Source organism: Cupriavidus pinatubonensis, from assembly GCF_019602855.1.
GTDB lineage: Bacteria > Pseudomonadota > Gammaproteobacteria > Burkholderiales > Burkholderiaceae > Cupriavidus > Cupriavidus pinatubonensis.
Map to the genome: position 1 here is coordinate 3756518 of NZ_CP080767.1, position 19802 is coordinate 3776319.

Sequence of the window (19802 nt, forward strand, 5' to 3'; positions counted from 1 at the left end):
TTGCATTGCCTTCGGCCTTGTGGCCGGTCACCGCCATGCAAGCGGGTCAAACTTTGTCGGCACACGGTTTCACCACTGTGAAACCCTGCACCGTGCATCTTGATATTCCGTTTTGGTGCCCAATCTCACCGGGAAGCACACACTTCGTGCGGCCGGCCCGGTCGGTTTGCCGCAGTCTTACCGCATCACCAGAGCCACCACCCAATACGTCTTGAGCGCAAGCAGCAACGTGACGAGCATCGGCACCCAACGCAGGTCGCGGTACAGCACCACCACGAGCACCATCAGTGCGACGGTGGCGAACACCTTGATCGCCTCGCCCATTACCAACCCGCCAATCGAGGCCCGATCGCGCGCCATCCACAGGCGAAATGCGAAGAACCCGCTGGGCACGAAACACACCGCACCGCCAAGCAACGCGGACCAGCCGTACGGCCCGGCCTGCTTGCCGAACAACGCCCAGCACAATGCCGAAAGCAGGGTCACAACCACCTGCGCCAGCACAACTTTGCCGGGTGTCATGCGCGAAGGACGCAACGCGCGTTCGCCAAACAGTGTCACCGCTTCCGCGCGTGACAGCGGATCGACAGCTTCTTCTTCACGTTCTGCGTCAAAATCCCACTCATCATTGCGGGCGTTTACCTGACGCGAATCGTTCTGCTGCTGTCGGTCTCGAACCACTACTGTCTGCCTCATTCAGGCCGGAACTTTTCGGCCCGACCAGAATTCAAACCGCACGATTTTAAGGGGAAATACTGAGTCGCGTCAACGTGCTTACAGTTTGCTTGCAGGGGCAAACTACACAACGGTTGCTATCACGATTGCATGATGGCTTCGTTGAAATTGCGCAGCAACGACGCTTGACGTAATTGAATTGCGCAACTCGCGTGACGCATGATGGAGGATCCGTGACTGCCCGGTGCGTTAACCGGATGTCGGACTGTTAACTGCTGCGTGAATGCAACAGTGCGCATGCAAATGGCCGTTTATCGCGCAGCTTTTTGCACGGAGTCGGCGTGAGTCGTTTACGCGACCCGTTGCCCTTCGCCTGCATCGCGCAGACGCTCGAGCACATCGTCGAGCGCTTCGTTATTGCTGAAGTGAATGGTGAGTTGGCCCTTGCCGCGCGCACCTACCTTGATCTGCACTGACAGTCCCAGCGCATCCGACAATTCTTCTTCCAGCCGTGCGACATCGCGCATGCCATTGCCGGTCTTGTGCTTGAGGGACTTCAGTTCGAACGGCTTCAGCGTAGCAGCAACAAGCTTCTCGGTCTCGCGCACCGATAGCCGCTTGTTGACGATCTGGTTGGCCAGCGTGATCTGATTCGCGCCGTCGAGCGCCAGGAGTGCACGCGCATGTCCCATATCAAGATCGCCCGCCATCAGCATGGTCTGCACCGGCGCTGCAAGGTTCAGCAGGCGTAGCAGGTTCGAGACTGCGCTGCGAGAGCGGCCCACCGACTCGGCCGCCTGCTCGTGCGTAAACTGGAATTCGCGGATCAGGCGCATGATGCCTTGCGCTTCTTCGAGCGGATTCAGGTCTTCGCGCTGAATGTTCTCGATCAGCGCCATGGCCGCCGCGGCTTCGTCGGCAACCTCCTTCACCAGCACCGGCACCTTGTCGAGACCGGCGAGTCGCGAAGCGCGGAAACGGCGTTCGCCCGCAATGATCTCGTAGCGATCAGGCTCGGCCACGCGCCGCACCAGGATCGGCTGCATCAGGCCTTGCGCACGGATGCTTGCAGCGAGCTCTTGCAGAGCGCCCTCGTCCATGCGCGTGCGCGGCTGGTACTTGCCGGGTTGAAGCTGATCGAGCCGCAGCACGGTGGGCGCGCCCTCCTGCTTCGCGGTTTCGACGATCTCGGCCGGGCCGCCGAGCAGGGCTTCCAGGCCGCGGCCAAGACCCTTCTTCTTCACGGTGCTCATGGTCACTGTCCTTGCAACGCGGTGGCAGCTTCCGGCGCCGACAGCTGCCTGACACGGGCGATCATCTCGGCGCCGAAGTCGAGATAAGCCTTGGCGCCCTTCGACGACGGATCGAAGGCAACGCCCGGCATGCCATAGGAAGGCGCCTCAGCGAGGCGCACATTGCGCGGGATCAGGGTCTTGAAGACCTTGTCGCCGAAATGCGATTCGAGCTGGGCCGACACCTGCTGCTGCAGCGTGACGCGCGGATCGAACATGACGCGCAGCAGGCCGATCACCTTCAGTTCACGGTTCAGGTTCGCGTGAACCTGCTTGATCGTGTTGACAAGGTCGGACAGCCCTTCGAGTGCGAAGTACTCGCACTGCATCGGCACGATCACGCCATGCGCGGCGCACAGCCCGTTCAGCGTCAGCAGCGACAGCGACGGCGGGCAATCGATCAGCACGAAGTCATACTGGTCGTCGACCTCGGCGATCGCGTGCTTGAGCTTGCGTTCGCGCTGGTCCAGTTCCACGAGTTCGACTTCCGCGCCGGCGAGTTCGCGATTCGCGGGCAGCACGTCGTACTTGCCAGTCTCGGAGCGCTGGCGCGCCTGCTCGACCGAGGCGAGTCCCACCAGCACCTGGTACACGCTGTGTTCGAGCGACTGCTTGTCGATGCCCGACCCCATCGAGGCATTGCCCTGCGGATCCAGGTCGACCAGCAGCACACGCTGGCCTTGCGCAGCCAGGCCTGCGGCGAGGTTCACCGTCGTGGTGGTCTTGCCCACCCCGCCCTTCTGGTTCGCGATCACGAATACCTTGGCCATATGCTTCTGAGGCTCCCGATTGAATTCCTTATCCGGACATGGCCCGCTGGCCCGCCCGGTTCGCGGCGCACGCGCCGCTACCATCATTTACGCGACAACAGCACCAGGTGGCGCTCGGCATCGAGCCCCGGGACAGTGAGGCGCCGCACTTCCTCGACCTGCCACGCCGCCATCAGCCCCGCCGCTTCCATGCGATCCAGTTCAGCCTGCGGGTACACGCCCTTCATCGCGATGAGCCTGCCGTGCGGTGCCAGCAGATGACCGGACAGGTTGACGAAGTCCGTCAGTTCCGCAAACGCACGTGACGTAATCACCGCAAATTTATCTGGATCTTCCAACCTCTCGACCGGGCCCCAATGGGCGGCCGCATTCGACAAGCCGAGCTGCGCCCGGCACTGCGTCAGGAACGCGGTCTTCTTCTGGACGATGTCGACCATCAGCACCGACACGTCGGGGCACGAAATCGCCAGCGGAAGGCCGGGCATGCCGCCGCCCGAGCCTACATCGAGCACCCTGCCCCGCGCAGCACCGCCAACCTCCGACGAGCGCGCCATCTCCGCCAGCGCCGGCACGGCGGCCAGCGAATCGAGCAGATGGTGCGTCAGCATTTCATCGGGATGACGGATCGCAGTCAGGTTATAGACGCCGTTCCACTTGCGCAGCAGCGCCAGGTACGCGAACAGGGTGTCGATCCGATCCGGCGGCAAGGCCAGGCCGATCTCGGCCAGGCCCGCCTCGAGGCGACGACGCTGTGCCGCGTCGTCGATCATGGTGTGTCGTTGGCCGCCCACTCAGGCAGCCTCTTGCGAGTTGCCGGAACGGGTGCGCCCCAGCCCCTTCTTCTTCAGGTGAACCAGCAGCAGCGAGATCGCCGCCGGCGTCACGCCGGAAATACGCGAGGCCTGGCCAAGCGTCTCCGGCCGATGCTGGTTCAGCTTCTGGCTGACCTCGAAGCCCAGCCCGCGCACTTCGGTGTAGTCGAGCCCTTCCGGCAGTCGCGTCGATTCGTTGGCTTCTAGCTTGTCCACCTCGGCAGCCTGACGGGCGATGTAGCCGTGATATTTCACGCCGATCTCGATCTGCTCGCGGATCTGGTCCATCAGCAGCGGGTCCCCGTCCAGCGGAACTTCCGGCGCATGACGTCCGCCCTGCAGCGCCATCAGATCGTTGTAGACGACTTCCGGGCGACGCAGCAGATCAGCCAGGCTGTACTCGCGCTCGATCGGCTTGCCCAGCAGCGGCACGGCATCTTCAGCCGGCAGGATGGTCGGATTGACCCACGTGCTCTTCAGCCGCTCTGTTTCACGTGAAACAGCGTCGCGCTTGCGGTTGAAAGCATCCCAGCGCAAGTCATCCACCACACCAAGCTCGCGGCCGACCTCGGTCAGGCGCATGTCGGCGTTGTCTTCACGCAGGCTCAGGCGGAATTCAGCACGGCTCGTGAACATGCGGTACGGCTCGGTCACGCCGCGCGTGATGAGATCGTCGACCAGCACACCAAGATAAGCCTGGTCGCGGCGCGGCGTCCAGGCATCGCGCTCGCGCACGTAGCAGCCAGCATTGATGCCAGCCAGCAGGCCCTGTGCCGCCGCTTCTTCATAGCCGGTCGTGCCGTTGATCTGGCCGGCAAAGAACAGCCCGCTGATCGCCTTGCTTTCCAGCGAAGCCTTCAGCGCGCGCGGGTCGAAGTAGTCGTACTCGATTGCGTAGCCCGGGCGCAGGATGTGCGCGTTCTCCAGCCCGCGGATCGAGTGCACGAGTTCAAGTTGGACGTCGAAAGGCAGACTCGTCGAGATGCCGTTCGGGTAGAACTCGTTGGTGGTCAGCCCCTCCGGTTCCAGGAAGATCTGATGGCTGTCCTTGCTGGCAAAGCGATGGATCTTGTCCTCGATGCTCGGGCAGTAGCGTGGCCCTACCCCTTCAATCACGCCGGTGTACATCGGCGAACGATCGAGGCCGCCCCGGATGATGTCGTGGGTACGGCTATTGGTATGGCTGATCCAGCAAGGCAGCTGTTGCGGGTGCTGCTCCGGACGGCCCAGGAACGAGAACACCGGCACCGGATCGAGGTCGCCAGGTTGTTCTTCCATCACCGAAAAGTCGATGGTACGGCCGTCGATGCGCGGCGGCGTGCCGGTCTTCAGGCGGCCCTGAGGCAGCTTCAATTCCTTCAGGCGAGCCGACAGTGATACCGACGCCGGGTCGCCTGCGCGACCTCCGGTGTAGTTGTCCAGGCCGACGTGGATCTTGCCGTCCAGGAAGGTGCCTGCAGTGAGTACCACCGCTCGGGCGCGAAAAGCGATCCCGACCTGCGTGACGGCGCCGACAACGCGATCCCCTTCCACCAGCAGATCGTCCACGGCTTGCTGGAACAGCATCAGGTTCGGCTGGTTTTCCAACCGGGTACGGATGGCCTTGCGGTATAGCACGCGGTCAGCCTGGGCACGCGTCGCGCGCACGGCCGGCCCCTTGCTGGAGTTCAGGATACGGAACTGGATGCCCGCCTCGTCCGTGGCGGCAGCCATGGCGCCGCCCATCGCGTCCACCTCCTTGACCAGATGCCCCTTGCCAATGCCGCCGATCGACGGATTGCAGCTCATCTGCCCGAGGGTCTCGATGTTATGGGTCAGCAGCAGGGTCTGGCAGCCCATCCGGGCAGCGGCCAGGGCGGCTTCCGTGCCGGCATGACCACCGCCGACGACAATGACATCGAATTCTTTCGGGTAAAGCATGGGACACCTCCTCCGGGAGGCTGACGGGAAAAAGCTGAATGTCGAATTATAGCGGCAATCGACTGTGGGATTTTTGGGGGTGGCGTTGTTTCACGTGGAACGTGGAGGGAGGGTTACTTCGTGGATGGGGATGTGTGTTTCACGTGAAACACATGGGGCGTCGTTTGGTGGGCGCGCTATTCTTGGCATGCGCCGCTGTTTCGCCGGCGTAGCCGGCGAGGCATTTTTTTCCAAGCGACAAAAAGTACCCAAAAAACGCGTCGCTAGCCGCTGGCATCAATTCCACGGCGGCAGTGATTCACGCGGCTTTGGACGCCTGTCACGGTGGTCAGTGGTGCGAACCTGCTACGCCATGTGAGTCAGAACCGGAGCCTGCCGCGGCACGGCTTTTGGACGATCCCCAAGACGGACTCGGGTACAGCGTTACAACAGCGTCAGTGGTGGGACGCCTTCGCCTGCGCTGCGCGCGCGTCCTAGCCTGGATGTGATGGGCATCAACGTCGCTGGCGTTTCGGGGTCCTCAAAGCTTCGCGCATGCAACGCGCGGGCCTCGTCCCCGAAGCGAGGTTTGCCCTGGGCCTGCCTGCCAAGACTTGAGCTCTGCGCGCAGCGCAGCCGAAGGCGATCATACGATATCGGTAGCAGCCGGGGCCACAGACGCTTGCAGGGCTCGTTCAATCAGCGCTGTAATTCTGATCACGGTGGTGCCCCACGCGGCAGGCAGCGTGAAGGACTCTGAAGCCCATACCCGTACAACACCCCTGGCAAACTACGATAAAAATTCGCCCCTTTGGGGCAAGCCTGACGCGCTTTTGCCTACTTTTGTCGCTCGGACAAAAGTAGGTCGCCGGCTACGCCGGCGAAACAGCGGCGCATGCCAAGCACACAACCCCCATTACCAACAAAAACCAAAAGGGCCGGTGCCCAAACAAAAGCGATCGACCCACTGTTTCACGTGAAACAAACACCCAAACCTTCAAACACTCCGCCTCACATACTCCGCAATCCTCAGCGTCAGCAAAGTCAAATCCCTCTGCAACGTAGCAAAACCCTCATTCCTCTCCCGCGTCCCCTCCTCCATATAGAGCGGCCGCCTGATCTCAATCTGCAAGCTGTTACGCCGCTCAGCCGGCCGGCCGATCTGAGCGATCAGTTGCACGCCCTTGTAGGGATCGTTCCGTGCCACGGTGTAACCCTTCCCGCGCAACTCCCTCTCCACCAGATCAACCAGACCAGGCTCGCACGTCGTACCGTCCCGATCTCCCAGTACGAAGTCCGCCAGCGGACGCGGGCTCTGGATTTTTAGCCGCTCGTAAGCATTATTCGGCATGGAGTGCAGGTTCAGATGCCAGACCGCCCCGAAGCGCTGGTAAGCGCCCTCCACTGCCTCGGTCAGCGCGGCATGGTAGGGCCGGTAGTAACGGTTGATACGCCCCTGCACTTCCGCCACCGTCAGCTTCCGGTCGTAGATCGGCGTCGCCGCGTCGATGTTGCTCCAGATCAGCCCGTAGCCGAGGCGAGTCTTCTCCCCCGGCGCCAGTGGGGTGGGCCACGGCCCTTCCAGCTGTGCCGGATCGATATCGTCCAGCATGCGGTTCGGATCGATGTAGACCCGCGGGAAAGTCGCCGCCAGCAGCGTGCCGCCGACGCGCGGCACGGCTTCCCACAGTGCATCGACGTGGGTGTCCTCGCCACCACGCAGGCGCTCCGGTGCCACGACCGCGCCAAAGTCGGCGGGGTAAAAGGTGCCGCTATGCGGCGAATCGCACACCAGCGGCAGGGCCTCCCCCTCCGGCAGCGCCAGCGTGAACGGCGCGATCTGCTTCGTATCCATGGCTTGGTTCATGCGTCAGTCCAGCTTGATGTTGGCCGCCTTGGCTACGCGTGCGTACCGCGCCATGGCCTGTTGGATCTGCACCTTGAACTGGTCCGGCGTCGTCGGCACCAGCGTGCCGCCCGACTCTTCCACCTTGCGCTTGAACTCGGGGTTCTGCATGGCCTTGTGGATGGCCTGGTTCAGACGCATGACGATGGCCGACGGCGTACCCGCCGGCGCGACGATGCCGAACCAGCCCCCTTCGCCCATGTCCTTGAAGCCCAGTTCCGCATAAGTGGGTACGCCCGGAAGCTGCGGCGAGCGGGCAGCGCCCAGCACCGCCAGCGCACGCAGACGGCCCGATTTCACGTGAGGAAGCGTCGACGACAGGTTGTCGGTGATCGCATTCACCTGACCTGCCACGGCGTCGTTGAGCGCCAGGCCCGCGCCCTTGTAAGGCACGTGCAGCAGGTCGATGTGGGCCAGCATCATGAAGTTCTCGATATTTACGTGGCCCAGCGAACCGGCACCCGGCGACGCGAAGGTGTACTTGCCTGGATTGGCCTTGGCCAGTGCGATGAACTCCTGCATGGTTTTGGCCGGTACGCTGGGGTGCACGGCGAAGACGCTGGGAATGGCCACCACATTGGTTACCGGCGCAAAGTCCTTGATCGGGTCGTACTTGAGCTTCGGATAGACCGCCGGGTTGGATCCATGCGTGCTGACCGTGGCCATGCCGATGGTGTAGCCATCGGGATCCGACTTGGCTACCTGCTCCATGCCCACCGAGCCCCCTGCCCCGCCCTTGTTCTCGACGACGATCGGCTGGCCCAGTTCGCGCCCGGCGAACTCGGCCACGAGGCGTGCCGAGAGATCGGTCGAGCCGCCTGCCGCGAACGGCACGACAAGGCGGATGGGACGGTTGGGATAGGCAGCCTGCGCGAATGCGCTGCCTGTAACGGCCAGCGCTGTGGCAGCCACGACGCCAGACAGCATCAGTTGGCGACGCGACATTCGGGCTCGGGTCATGGGGGCTTTCTCCTGTTATTGGGTTGTAAATTGCCGCCCGAGTGTCAGCCGTTTACCGGTCCGGGGCAAACGACTATATTGCACTTTTGCATTACCAAAGGTCATCGTCGACCTCCGGCCCATGCGGTTGCATTCCCCTTCAATGTCCGAGCTGCACGCCTTCGTCGCCGCCGCGCGCTTGGGCAGTTTCACCCGCGCGGCCGACACCCTATGCGTGACACAGGGGGCTATCAGCCGGGCCATTGCCCGGCTCGAGGAACACTTTGGCCAGCCGCTGATTCAGCGCAATGCGCACCGGTTGACACTGACGGGTGCCGGACAGCAGTTGCTGGACGCTGTCGCGGGCCCGCTTGCCGCGATCGAGAACGCGAGTGCGGCATTGCGTGCCGGTGACCGTAGCCACCATCTGACGCTTTCTGCCGTGCCAACGCTTGCCAGTGTCTGGCTGGTGCCCCGCCTGCCCGACTTCCACCGTCGACACCCCGATATCCGCCTCGATTTCGTGCCCTACCGCCGCGACGAGGATTTCTCCGGTGCTGCGCCCGATGCTGCTTTACTGGCCGGCGAGCCGGGCAAATGGCCTGGCCTCCAGGTGGACTATGTAGTGGGCCGCGAGATGGTGCCGGTCTGCCATCCCGACCGCGCACGCCAACGGCATGCAGCCGGACGCTGGCGCGAGCCCGCCGAGCTGATGGATGAACCCCTGCTCTATCACACCACCGCCCCTGCAAACTGGGCCAACTGGCTGCAGGCGGCAGGCGTACCCAACGCTGCGCCGAAGCTGTCATCAGGCTTCGACCAGGTGTCGATCCTGGTTCAGGCCGTGCGCGCCGACATGGGTATTGCGGTGCTGCAGCGCTGTCTGTTGCACGACGAACTAGCCGCCGGGCGGGTCGTAGCGCCGTTCGATCTTCCGATTCGGCTGCAACGCGGCTATTTCCTGTGTTCACCAAGGGAGCGGCGCGATCATCCCGCCCTGCGTTGCTTCCGCGAATGGCTGCTGGAAACTGCCGCGCAGGATTCTAGGACATAAGCGACCCAGACTATTCGTCAGAAAGATGATCGCCTGCACTTAACACAGCTAATATCGATAAATCGAATCAACCTGTTGATCCCACGGATGAATCATTCACCTGAAGAATTTTATTCAGCTAAATCAATCCACCGAAATCCATGCCGAGATATATAGCTTCGCCACTTGGTACTGGACTCGCCTTGATATTTACTGAACGAATGAAAAGGCCCGCCGAAGCGGGCCTCGCATTCATCAAATAACTACCCCGGTTCAAGCCGCCTTCTTTGCCAGCCCCAGATAGGTTTCAATCACCTTCGGATTGCTGGCGAGCTCCGCCGCCGGCCCTTCCATCGCCATATCGCCGGTCTCGATCACATAGCCGTAGTCCGCCACCTGTAGCGCTGCACGCGCGTTCTGCTCGATCAGCAACGTCGCCACGCCGGTCTGGCGCAGGTTGCTGATGATGTGGAAGATCTCCTTAACGATCAGCGGCGCCAGGCCGAGGCTCGGTTCATCGAGCATCAGCAGTTGCGGCTTGGCCATTAGCGCTCGCCCAACGGCAAGCATCTGCCGTTCGCCGCCAGATAGCGTGCCGGCGTCCTGCCGCGCCCGTTCACGCAGGCGCGGGAACAAGTCGTAGACCACGTCCATCTGGTCCAGAAAGTTCTTCTCACCGGCGCGCTTGCGCCGGAAGGCGCCGAGCAGCAGGTTGTCTTCCACCGTCATCGACGCGAACAGCTCTCGCTTCTCCGGCACCAGGCACATGCCGCGCGCCACCCGGCCCTCCACCGGAATGCCGGCCATGTCATGGCCGAGATAACTGACGGTGCCATTCGCCGAGCCATTGACCGGCAGCGCACCCATGATTGCGTTGAGCATCGTCGATTTTCCGGCGCCGTTGGGGCCGATCACGGTAACGATCTTGCCGGCTTCCACTTTGAGGCTCGCGCCGTGCACGGCTTCCACCTTGCCATAGCGGACGTGAAGGTCCTTCACTTCGAGAATCAAGCTCATGTCGCGTCCTTACTCCACACCGCCAAGATAGGCCTCAAGCACAGCCGGGTTCTTCTGTACGTCTTCGGGCACGCCTTCGGCGATGCGCGTGCCGAACTCCATCACCACGAGGCGATCGGTGAGGTTCATCACGAAGTCCATGTCATGCTCGACCAGCAGCACGCTCATCCCTTCGGACTTCAGCTTGCGCAGCAGTTCGGCCAGCGCCTGCTTCTCCTTGTAGCGCAGGCCGGCAGCCGGTTCATCAAGCAGCAGCAGCGCCGGATCGCAGCACAGTGCGCGCGCGATTTCCAGGATGCGTTGCTGACCCAGCGCCAGGCTGCCGGCTTCCATGTACATGCAGTCGGCCAGCCCCACGCGTTCGAGCTGGCGCCGCGCTTCGAACAGCAGCTTCTCTTCCTCGACGCGATTCATGCGCAGCATCGCGGCCGACACGCCACCCTGCGCGCGAAAGTCTCCGCGCAGGTGCGCGCCGATCGCCACGTTCTCGAGCACCGTCATGGACGGCAGCAGATGCACGTGCTGGAAAGTACGGCCTACGCCGCGCTTGACGATCTCGCGCGAGGGCAGACCCGATATCACTTCGCCGCGATATCGCACTTCGCCACGCGTGACCGGCAGCACGCCCGTGACGAGATTGAACGTCGTCGACTTGCCCGCACCGTTCGGACCGATCAGGCCAATGATCTCGCCGGCGCGCACCTGAAAGCTCACGTCGTTGACGGCGACAAGTCCACCGAACTGCTTGCGCGCAGCGCGTACGTCAAGGATCAGCTCGCCGGCCTCAGGCTTCTGCCGCACCGGAAGCGCGTCGGCCACATCCGGCGCGCGCACGGGCGGGCCCGATGGCAACACCCTGCGCAAGAACGGCCACAGACCATCGCGCGCATACTGCAGCAGCAGCACGAGCAGCACGCCGAATACGATGATCTCGAAATTGCCATTGGCACCGAGCAGCTTCGGCAGCAGTCCCTGCAGCGTGTCCTTGAGGATCGTGAGAAGGCCCGCGCCCAGCACCGCGCCCCACACATGACCCACGCCACCGACCACCGCCATGAACAGGTATTCGATACCGTAGTTCAGGCCGAACGGCGTCGGGTTCACCGCGCGCTGCAAGTGCGCGTAGAGAAAGCCTGAGATGCAGGCGAGCACTGCGGCGACGACGAACACTACGACCTTCATCCACGCGGTGTTCACGCCCATCGCTTCAGCCATCACGCCGCCGCCCTTCAACGCGCGCATCGCGCGCCCCGGGCGTGAATTCAGCAGGTTCTGCACGGCCAGCACCGCGAGCAGCACCACGGCCCAGATCAGGTAGAACATCGACCGGCCCGACTGCAGTTCAATGCCGAACAGCGACAGCACAGGAATGCCATTGAGGCCGTCGTACTTGCCGAGGAACTCGAGGTTGCCAAACAGGAAGAACAGCGACAGTCCCCACGCAATCGTGGCAAGCGGCAGGTAGTGGCCGGACATGCGCATCGTGATCAGGCCAATCACATACGCACATGCCATGGTGATCACCAGGCCCACCAGCAATCCGAACCACGGCGACAGCCCGAACTGCGTGGTCAGGTACGCAGTGCTGTACGCACCGAGTCCCACGAACGCGGCCTGCCCGAACGACGTCATGCCGCCCACGCCTGTCAGCAGCACGAGCCCGATCGCCACGATGCTGTACAGCCCGATGTAATTGCCCAGCGTGATCCAGAACTCCGGCGTCGGCAGTACCGGCATCAGCGCGAGCACCACGATGAACAGCAGCGTGAGCACGCGGTTGCGCTGCAGGCCGGCGCGGTTGCCGGCGCGTTCGCCACCCACAGCCGCTTGCTTGTCGGTCAGCATCGTCATGGCTTATTCCTCCTCCTCGACGTGCTTGCTCGTCAGCGAGCGCCACAGCAGCACCGGAATGATCAGCGTAAAGACAATGACCTCCTTGAACGCGCTGGCCCAGAAGGACGAATACGATTCAAGCAGCCCCACCAGCAGCGCACCCAGTGCGGCGATCGGGTAGCTCACCAGCCCGCCGACGATCGCGCCGACGAAGCCTTTCAGGCCCACGAGGAACCCCGATTCGTAGTACACGGTCGTGAGCGGTGCAATCAAGATGCCGCACAGCGCGCCCATCGCCGCGGCCAGCGTGAACGACAGCCGCCCTGCCTGCGTCGTGCCGATGCCGACCAGGCGCGCGCCAAGGCGGTTCACCGCCGTCGCGCGCAATGCCTTGCCCTGCAGCGTGCGATCGAAATAGAAGTACAGCGCGCCGATCAGCAATGCCGACACGCCCACGATCCACAGGCTCTGGCCCGAGATGGTGAGGCTGCCTACTTCGAAGCGCGCGTCGGAAAATGCCTCGGTACGCGAACCCTCCGCGCCGAACATCACGAGTCCCAGGCCTACCAGCGCGAAGTGCACGCCGACCGAGACGATCAGCAGCACCAGCGTGCTCGCTTCGGCGAGCGGCTGATACGCAAGACGGTACAGCATCGGCCCAAGCGGAATGATGACCAGCAGCGTCATCGCGATCTGCGCGAGCATCGGCAACGGTTGCGCGCCGTATTGCTGCACCAGCAGGTGCACCACCAGCGGAAACACGAGGTACTTGCCGGCCAGCACAGCGAGCCTTCGCCCGAGCGTTCGGCGCAGTTCCGCGCTTCGCAGCACGGTCACGGTTTCATACAGGAAAGTCAGCACGCCCATGGCCAGCAGCAGCCACGTGGTCTGAGGCACATGTCCGGCCTGCATGGCGGCCAGCGTGAGCGCGCCATAGGCGACGAACTCGCCTTGCGGAATGAAGATGACGCGGGTCACCGAGAACACCAGCACCAGTGCGAGCGCGAGCAGCGCGTAGATCGCACCTGAAGTGATGCCGTCCTGCGCCAGGATGGCGGCAATCGAAAGGTCCATTGTCTTCCCGTGTTGTCGAATGATTCTGCCTGCAAGCCAAGGGGCGGACAGGACGCTATCTGCGCTGGGATCGTCGCAGAGGCGTGCGCACAGATATGCGCTGGGATTACGAAATGGTAAACGGGTTATCCATTGCAGAAATACAGGGCAACCCTAGTTGTCGCATCGGCGAATGCAGCGCGCAAAAAAGAAAGCGCATGGGGTTCACCATGCGCCTTCCTTTGCTACGCGTCCAGCAACTGCCAGCGGCTTACTTGGTCAGCAGCTTCCACTTGCCGTCGACGATCTGCACCATCACGCGCGAGCGCTGATCGAAGCCGAGGTGGTCGGTCGGGCTCATGTTCATGATGCCGTGCGAGACCGGAAGGTTCTTGATCTGCTCCATCGCGTCACGCAGTGCCTTGCGGAATTCCTTCGTGCCGGGCTGGCCCTTCTTAAGCGCTTCCGGAATGGCATGCTGCAGGATCAGGCCCGCATCCCACGCATGGCCGCCGAACGTCGACACCTGGCCGCCGAACGCTTTCTCGTAAGCGGTCTTGTAGGTCATGGCCGGCTTCTTGACCGGATTGCTGTCGGGAAGCTGGTCAGCCACGAGCAGCGGGCCCGCCGGCAGCAGCGTGCCTTCGCAGTCCTTGCCGCACACGCGCAGGAAGTCGGGATTGGCAATGCCGTGGGTCTGGTAGATCCTGCCCTTGTAGCCGCGCTCCTTGAGCGCCTTTTCCGGTAGCGCCGCGGGCGTACCCGAGCCTGCGATCAGCACCGCGTCGGCATTGCTGCCCATCATCTTGAGGACCTGGCCGGTCACCGAGGTATCGGTGCGCGCAAAGCGCTCGTTGGCGACGACCTTGATCTTGCGCATCTCCGCCACCTTGGCGAATTCCTGCGCCCAGCTGTCGCCGTAGGCATCCGCGAAGCCGATGAACGCCACCGTCTTCACGTTGTTGTTGGTCATGTGCTCGGCAATGGCCGTGGCCATGTGCGAGTCGTTCTGCGGTGTCTTGAAGACCCAGGCGCGCTTGGCATCCATGGGTTCGATAATGCGGGCCGACGCGGCCATGGTGATCATCGGCGTCTCGTTCTCGGCCACGATATCGACCATGGCCAGCGAGTTCGGCGTGACGGTGGAACCGACCACGACATCGACCTTGTCTTCGCTGATCAGCTTGCGCGTGTTCTTGACGGCCGTGGTGGTGTCCGACGCGTCATCGAGGATGATGTACTCGACCTTCTTGCCCGCGATCTCCTTGGGCATCAGCGAGAAGGTGTTCTTCTCCGGAATGCCCAGCGATGCCGCCGGACCCGTGGCCGACACCGTGACCCCGACCTTGACCTGTGCGCTGGCAGTGCCGGCAACTAGGGCAGCCGCAGCGATGGCCAGCAGGCTGGCGCGCTTGAAGTTCATCTTGTCTCCTTCGTTCCTGCAAACGGAAAGGCATCCGTACGGCCCCGCCGCCGGATGCCTCTTTTGTCGACCCCTCGGGTCAGCGCAGGCACATCGCTGGCACCTGCGTATTTCAAGGGAGGAACAAGGTCCATCCCGTCTTTCCCCTCCGCACCACTCCCCCGGAAATGTCGCGGTCATTTCCCGACCGTGCGGTCGGGAATGCGAATCGAGTCTAACACAGCGATCCTGCACTTCCAGGCAGGATTAACCCGCATCGCGGGCATCACAAATCAACGCAAAAAGGCGTCCCACGCCGTCTTCAGGATCAGCGCGCTGACCACAACGATAAAGACCTTGCGCACGAAGCCGCTGCCGTGGCGCAGCGCAAGCCGGCTGCCCACCTGGCTGCCGGCGACATTGGCGACAGCCATGACCAGACCGAGCTGCCACCAGATATGGCCCTTGCTGGCCAGCAGCAGCAGCGCGGCGAGATTGGTCGCCAGGTTCACCACCTTGGTTGAGGCGGACGCATGCAGGAAGTCATAGCCGAACACGCGTACAAACACGATCATCAGGAAGCTGCCCGTGCCCGGCCCGAACACGCCGTCATAGAAGCCGATGGCGGCGCCCGCCAGCAGCGCCGCAACACGTTCGCGCGTGCCGGTCAGCGAAGGGGCGTGCTCGGTGCCCAGATCCTTCTTGGCCACCGTGTAGGCGAGCAGCGCCACCAGCACGAACGGCAATGCTTTGCGCAGCGGCTCGGCCGGCATCATCGTAAGCGCCCATGCGCCTGCCATCGAGAACACAAAGGCCGCGACCACGGCGGGCGCTGTCGCGGCCCAGTAGATGCGCACATTGCGCCCGTAGCGGATTGCGGCGTTGGCCGTTCCGGCGACTGACGCCACCTTGTTAGTGCCGAGCAGCGTGGCGGGCGACATGCCGGGAAAAGCAGAAAACAGCGCGGGGATCTGGACCAAACCGCCGCCGCCAGCCACCGCGTCGATCAGGCCGGCGAGAAAGGCGGCAACCGCCAGGAATGCAAACTCCATCATTGCAGGAAACGAAGAAGGTAAGGAGGAAGGAAGGAGCAAGCAGCGACCGGACGATTAGCCCAGCGCCTTGGGGGCCGGGGACAGGCCGCGGTGCCAGAGCCCGCTGGCATGCCGGACAAAGCCGGACGGCCCGGAAGGGGTATTGGCAGCCAGCGCAGGCGCCAGCAGGATGTGACGTATACCGTGCGCGCGGCACCAGTCGGCCAGCGTGGCAAGGCACGCCTCCAGGCAGCCCGATTGCGTACCCACTGCAGCGACGTCGAGCCACCATTCGGTCGCGCAGGCCGTCAGTCCGCCGAACGCCAGGCTCGGATGCAGGGCCACTGGCAGGCAAGCGGCGAATCCGCCACCCTCGGCATCGGCCAACAGGCATGCCCCCTGCCCGGACTGCGCCAACAATCCTTCCAGCACCAGCCGTCGTGCGCGCGCCACGGGTACGGGCAACGGAGCTGCCGCCTGCAGCCAGGCATCCAGTGCGGATGCGTCGGCACTCGTGCCAAGGCGTACCTGGTACTGCGGGGAAGATTGGGACTGAGGGGAAGAAGCGGGATCGGACGGCATGGCAGGCTTGAAAGGCAGCCGGCATTGTCTCATGTGACCCGGAGCCCGGTTATGCCGTTGCGGCATCGGTGCCCAGATCTGGTGCGCGTGAGGAAAAGGTCACTCGGGAATGAAAAAAGCGTTGCCGAGGATCACCCGGCAACGCCCTTTATTTTATAACGCTGCTACCCGACACCGGGTGCGCGCCTGTCGTCTCCTCGCTTCCGCCTCCATTTAACCTGCGAAAACCGTGTGTGAAATGTAACGAACCGGTGCAAATGGGACAAGCTAGAAGAAACCCTAGCCCCAATTCCGGGCATGTCGACCAGTGATCACTCCTGCTTGCGGCCGAAGAGCGCGATCAGCTCGCCCATGATGCCGCGGCGGAAGGTCAGCACGCAGATCACGAAGATCGCGCCGATCACCATGGTCACGGACTCGCCCAGCGAGTTGAACCACTGGAAGCCAGTGGCCGAAGCCAGGAACGCACCGATATCGCCGAGCTTGTTCTCCAGCGCCACCACCACGAAGGCGCCGACAATCGGGCCCGACAATGTGCCGAGGCCGCCGACCAGCGTCATCAGGATCACGGAACCCGACATCGACCAGTGCACGTCGGTCAGCGTCTCGAAGCCGAGTACCAGCGCCTTGATCGAACCGGCCAGGCCGGACAGCGCGGCAGACAGCACGAAGGCGGTCAGCTTGAAGCGGTCCACATCGTAGCCGAGCGAAATCGCGCGCGGCTCGTTCTCCTTGATCGCCTTGAGAATCTGGCCGAACGGCGAATGCACGGTGCGCACAATGAGCGCGAACGCCGCCACGATGATCACCAGCGCCACGTAGTACAGCGTCAGGTCGTCCGACAGCGACAGCACGCCGAACAGCTTGCCGCGCGGGATGCCCTGCAGGCCGTCCTCACCGCCCGTGAACGGCGCCTGCAGGCAGATGAAGAACAGCATCTGCGCCAGCGCCAGCGTGATCATCGAGAAGTAGATGCCCTGGCGGCGGATGGCCAGCGAGCCGACCACGTAGCCAATCGCCGCGCCGCCGGCAGTACCCAGGATCAGGCCGATCTCGGGCGTCACGCCCCAGACCTTCATCGCTTCGCCCGAGATATAGCCCGCGCCGCCGAAGAACGCCGCGTGCCCGAACGACAGCAGCCCGGTATAGCCGATCAGCAGGTTGAACGCGCACGCGAACAGCGCAAAGCACAACACCTTGAGCACGAACACCGGATAGGCGCCGGCCATCGGCGCTGCCACCAGCGCGAGCAGCAGCAGTCCGTACAACAGTTTCTTTTGCACGCCCGTGCCCTCTTTTGCCTGTCCGGACTTGATCGTCACAGTGGATTCTGCACGCATCACTTCTCCCTCCCGAACAGTCCGGCCGGACGCAGCAGCAGCACGATCACCATGATGAAGAACACGACGGTCGACGATGCTTCAGGATAGAACACCTTGGTCAGCCCTTCGATCACGCCGAGGCCCAGGCCGGTCAGGATCGAACCCATGATCGACCCCATGCCGCCGATCACTACCACCGCGAACACGATGATGATCAGGTTCTGCCCCATCAGCGGCGAAATCTGGATCACCGGCGCCGCGAGCACCCCCGCAAACGCCGCCAGCGCCACGCCGAAGCCGTAGGTCAGCGTCACCATCAGCGGCACGTTGACGCCGAAGGCTTCCACCATCTTCGGGTTCTCGGTACCGGCGCGCAGGTAGGCGCCGAGCTTGGTCTTCTCGATCACGTACCATGTGGCAAAGCACACCACCAGCGACGCCACCACGACCCACGCGCGATAGTTCGGCAGGATCATGAAGCCAAGGTCGGTCGCGCCCTGCAGCGCATCCGGCGTCTGGTACGGCAGGCCCGATACGCCGTAGATCGAGCGGAAGATCCCTTCGATCACCAGCGTGATGCCGAGCGTGAGCAGCAGGCCGTAGATATGGTCGAGCTTGTAGATCCAGCGCAGCATGGTCTTTTCGATGACCACGCCTATCACCGCCACAGCGAGCGGTGCCAGGATCAGCATGACCCAGTAGTTGAGCCCCGCGTACTCCATGCCCATCCAGGCCAGCACGGCCCCGAGCATGAACAGCGCGCCGTGCGCGAAATTGATGACGTTGAGCAGGCCGAAGATCACCGCCAGGCCCAGGCTCAGCATCGCATAGAAGGCGCCATTGACGAGGCCCAGCAGCAGCTGGGACAGCATGGCGGGAAGAGGAATTCCGAAGATGTCCATAGGCATCCGTTGCTGGTGGTATCTCCCCTCTCCCGCTAGCGGAAGAAGCGGGAAAGGGGAGCAAACCGGCGGGCTCGCGGATTGCCCGAGCCTGCCTGCTTCCTTACTTCTTCATCATCGAGCACTTCGACTCGGCGACCGTCGTAAAGGCCTGGTCACCCGGGATCGTCGCCACGATCTTCAGGTAGTCCCACGGCTTCTTCGACTCGGCCGGCGACTTCACCTGCATCAGGTACATGTCGTGGATGCCGCGGCCATCCTGGCGGATATAGCCCTTGGTGTAGAAGTCGTTGATTTTTGTCTTCTTCAGCTCGGCCATGACCTTGTCCGGATCATCCGTCTTGGCGGCGGCCACGGCCTTCAGGTAGGTGCTGACGGCGGAATAGTCGGCGGCCTGCAGGCTGCTCGGCATCTTCTTCATCTTGCTGAAGTACCGGTTCGCGAACTTGCGCGTGTCGTCGTTCATGTCCCAGTACCAGCTGTCGGTCATCAGCAGGCCTTCGGTGTTCTTCAGGCCCAGGCTGTGGATGTCGTTGATGAACATCAGCAGGCCGGCGATCTTCATCGTCTTGGTGATGCCGAATTCCTTGGCCGCCTTGATCGAATTGATGGTGTCGCCACCGGCATTGGCCAGCCCAAGGATCTGCGCCTTGGACGCCTGCGCCTGCAGCAGGAACGACGAGAAGTCAGACGCCGACAGCGGGTGGCGCACCGACCCCAGCACCGTGCCGCCGTTGGCCTTCACCACCGCCGCGGTATCGCTTTCGAGCGAGTGGCCGAACGCATAGTCGGCGGTCAGGAAGAACCACGACTTGCCACCCTGCTTCACGACCGCGCTGCCGGTGCCCTTGGCAAGCGCCACGGTGTCATACGCGTAGTGCACCGTGTACGGCGAGCACTCTTCGTTGGTCAGGCGGGCCGTACCCGCGCCGTTGTTGATGTAGACGCGCTTCTTCTCCGCGGCCACCTTGTTCATGGCCAGCGCGGTACCGGAGTTGGTACCGCCGATCAGCACGTCCAGGCCCTGTTGGTCCATCCATTCGCGCGCCTTCGACGCGGCGATGTCGGCCTTGTTCTGGTGGTCGGCCGTGACCAGTTCGATTGGCTTGCCGAGCACTTTGCCGCCCGCATCCTCGATGGCCATCTTGATGGCCTCGACGCCGCCTTGCCCGTCGATATCGGCGTACAGGCCCGACAGGTCGGTGATGAAGCCGATCTTGACGGTGTCGCCCGATACCTGCGCGGCGGCGTTGAACGAAACAGCACCCATGACGATGGCCGCCATCGCGGCCGCGAGCCGAGTCTTCTTCATTGCGTTGTCTCCTGTGTTG

The 19802-nt window shown here is 63.1% G+C and carries 17 protein-coding genes; 1 reads left to right on the forward strand and 16 read right to left on the reverse strand.

What is annotated here, in order from left to right:
* Window positions 1–177 precede the first annotated feature (177 nt).
* From K2O51_RS30190 to K2O51_RS30220, 7 genes are all read right to left on the reverse strand, one after another.
* Window positions 178–696 (reverse strand): ATP synthase subunit I, encoded by a 519-nt coding sequence (locus K2O51_RS30190; RefSeq protein ID WP_011299480.1) that lies wholly within the window; start codon window positions 694–696, stop codon window positions 178–180.
* A gap of 329 nt (window positions 697–1025) precedes the next feature.
* Window positions 1026–1928 carry a ParB/RepB/Spo0J family partition protein gene (locus tag K2O51_RS30195; RefSeq protein ID WP_011299481.1) on the reverse strand — a complete coding sequence of 301 codons (903 nt, stop codon included), beginning with the start codon at window positions 1926–1928 and terminating at the stop codon, window positions 1026–1028.
* Between the two features lie 2 nt (window positions 1929–1930).
* The gene (locus tag K2O51_RS30200) at window positions 1931–2737 is read right to left on the reverse strand and encodes a ParA family protein (RefSeq protein WP_011299482.1); all 807 of its coding nucleotides are present in this window, start codon (window positions 2735–2737) and stop codon (window positions 1931–1933) included.
* A gap of 83 nt (window positions 2738–2820) precedes the next feature.
* Window positions 2821–3507, reverse strand: coding sequence for a 16S rRNA (guanine(527)-N(7))-methyltransferase RsmG (rsmG, locus tag K2O51_RS30205; RefSeq protein ID WP_181184414.1), 687 nt, complete (start codon window positions 3505–3507; stop codon window positions 2821–2823).
* 21 nt (window positions 3508–3528) lie between these two features.
* The gene (gene mnmG / locus K2O51_RS30210; RefSeq protein WP_220631134.1) at window positions 3529–5469 is read right to left on the reverse strand and encodes a tRNA uridine-5-carboxymethylaminomethyl(34) synthesis enzyme MnmG; all 1941 of its coding nucleotides are present in this window, start codon (window positions 5467–5469) and stop codon (window positions 3529–3531) included.
* Window positions 5470–6445: 976 nt separating this feature from the next.
* Window positions 6446–7315, reverse strand: a complete 870-nt coding sequence (locus tag K2O51_RS30215) for an N-formylglutamate amidohydrolase (protein ID WP_140949999.1) — start codon at window positions 7313–7315, stop codon at window positions 6446–6448.
* A gap of 3 nt (window positions 7316–7318) precedes the next feature.
* Complete coding sequence (locus tag K2O51_RS30220) at window positions 7319–8314, reverse strand: Bug family tripartite tricarboxylate transporter substrate binding protein (protein ID WP_140949998.1); 996 nt, start codon at window positions 8312–8314, stop codon at window positions 7319–7321.
* 121 nt (window positions 8315–8435) lie between these two features.
* On the opposite strand from K2O51_RS30220, the gene K2O51_RS30225 reads away from it, so the two are divergent.
* On the forward strand, window positions 8436–9347 hold the full coding sequence (locus K2O51_RS30225; RefSeq protein WP_140950004.1) for a LysR substrate-binding domain-containing protein: 912 nt from the start codon (window positions 8436–8438) through the stop codon (window positions 9345–9347).
* A gap of 252 nt (window positions 9348–9599) precedes the next feature.
* On the opposite strand, the gene K2O51_RS30230 is transcribed toward K2O51_RS30225, so the two are convergent.
* The 9 genes from K2O51_RS30230 to K2O51_RS30270 form a co-directional block, all read right to left on the reverse strand.
* Window positions 9600–10343 (reverse strand): ABC transporter ATP-binding protein, encoded by a 744-nt coding sequence (locus K2O51_RS30230; protein ID WP_011299488.1) that lies wholly within the window; start codon window positions 10341–10343, stop codon window positions 9600–9602.
* A gap of 9 nt (window positions 10344–10352) precedes the next feature.
* Entirely contained in the window at window positions 10353–12194 is a 1842-nt protein-coding gene (locus K2O51_RS30235) for a branched-chain amino acid ABC transporter ATP-binding protein/permease (RefSeq protein WP_011299489.1), read from the reverse strand.
* A 3-nt stretch (window positions 12195–12197) separates the two neighbouring features.
* On the reverse strand, window positions 12198–13250 hold the full coding sequence (locus tag K2O51_RS30240) for a branched-chain amino acid ABC transporter permease (protein ID WP_011299490.1): 1053 nt from the start codon (window positions 13248–13250) through the stop codon (window positions 12198–12200).
* A 250-nt stretch (window positions 13251–13500) separates the two neighbouring features.
* Entirely contained in the window at window positions 13501–14652 is a 1152-nt protein-coding gene (locus tag K2O51_RS30245) for an ABC transporter substrate-binding protein (protein ID WP_011299491.1), read from the reverse strand.
* A gap of 272 nt (window positions 14653–14924) precedes the next feature.
* Window positions 14925–15683, reverse strand: coding sequence for a sulfite exporter TauE/SafE family protein (locus tag K2O51_RS30250; RefSeq protein ID WP_041679745.1), 759 nt, complete (start codon window positions 15681–15683; stop codon window positions 14925–14927).
* Window positions 15684–15740: 57 nt separating this feature from the next.
* Window positions 15741–16247, reverse strand: coding sequence for a hypothetical protein (locus K2O51_RS30255; RefSeq protein ID WP_245001894.1), 507 nt, complete (start codon window positions 16245–16247; stop codon window positions 15741–15743).
* Window positions 16248–16558: 311 nt separating this feature from the next.
* A complete protein-coding gene (locus K2O51_RS30260) occupies window positions 16559–17587 on the reverse strand; it encodes a branched-chain amino acid ABC transporter permease (protein ID WP_011299494.1) in 1029 nt (342 codons plus the stop codon).
* Entirely contained in the window at window positions 17587–18471 is an 885-nt protein-coding gene (locus tag K2O51_RS30265) for a branched-chain amino acid ABC transporter permease (protein ID WP_041679747.1), read from the reverse strand. The genes K2O51_RS30260 and K2O51_RS30265 overlap by 1 nt, the downstream gene beginning before the upstream one ends.
* 103 nt (window positions 18472–18574) lie before the next feature.
* Window positions 18575–19783, reverse strand: coding sequence for an ABC transporter substrate-binding protein (locus K2O51_RS30270; protein WP_011299496.1), 1209 nt, complete (start codon window positions 19781–19783; stop codon window positions 18575–18577).
* Between the last annotated feature and the right edge of the window lie 19 nt (window positions 19784–19802).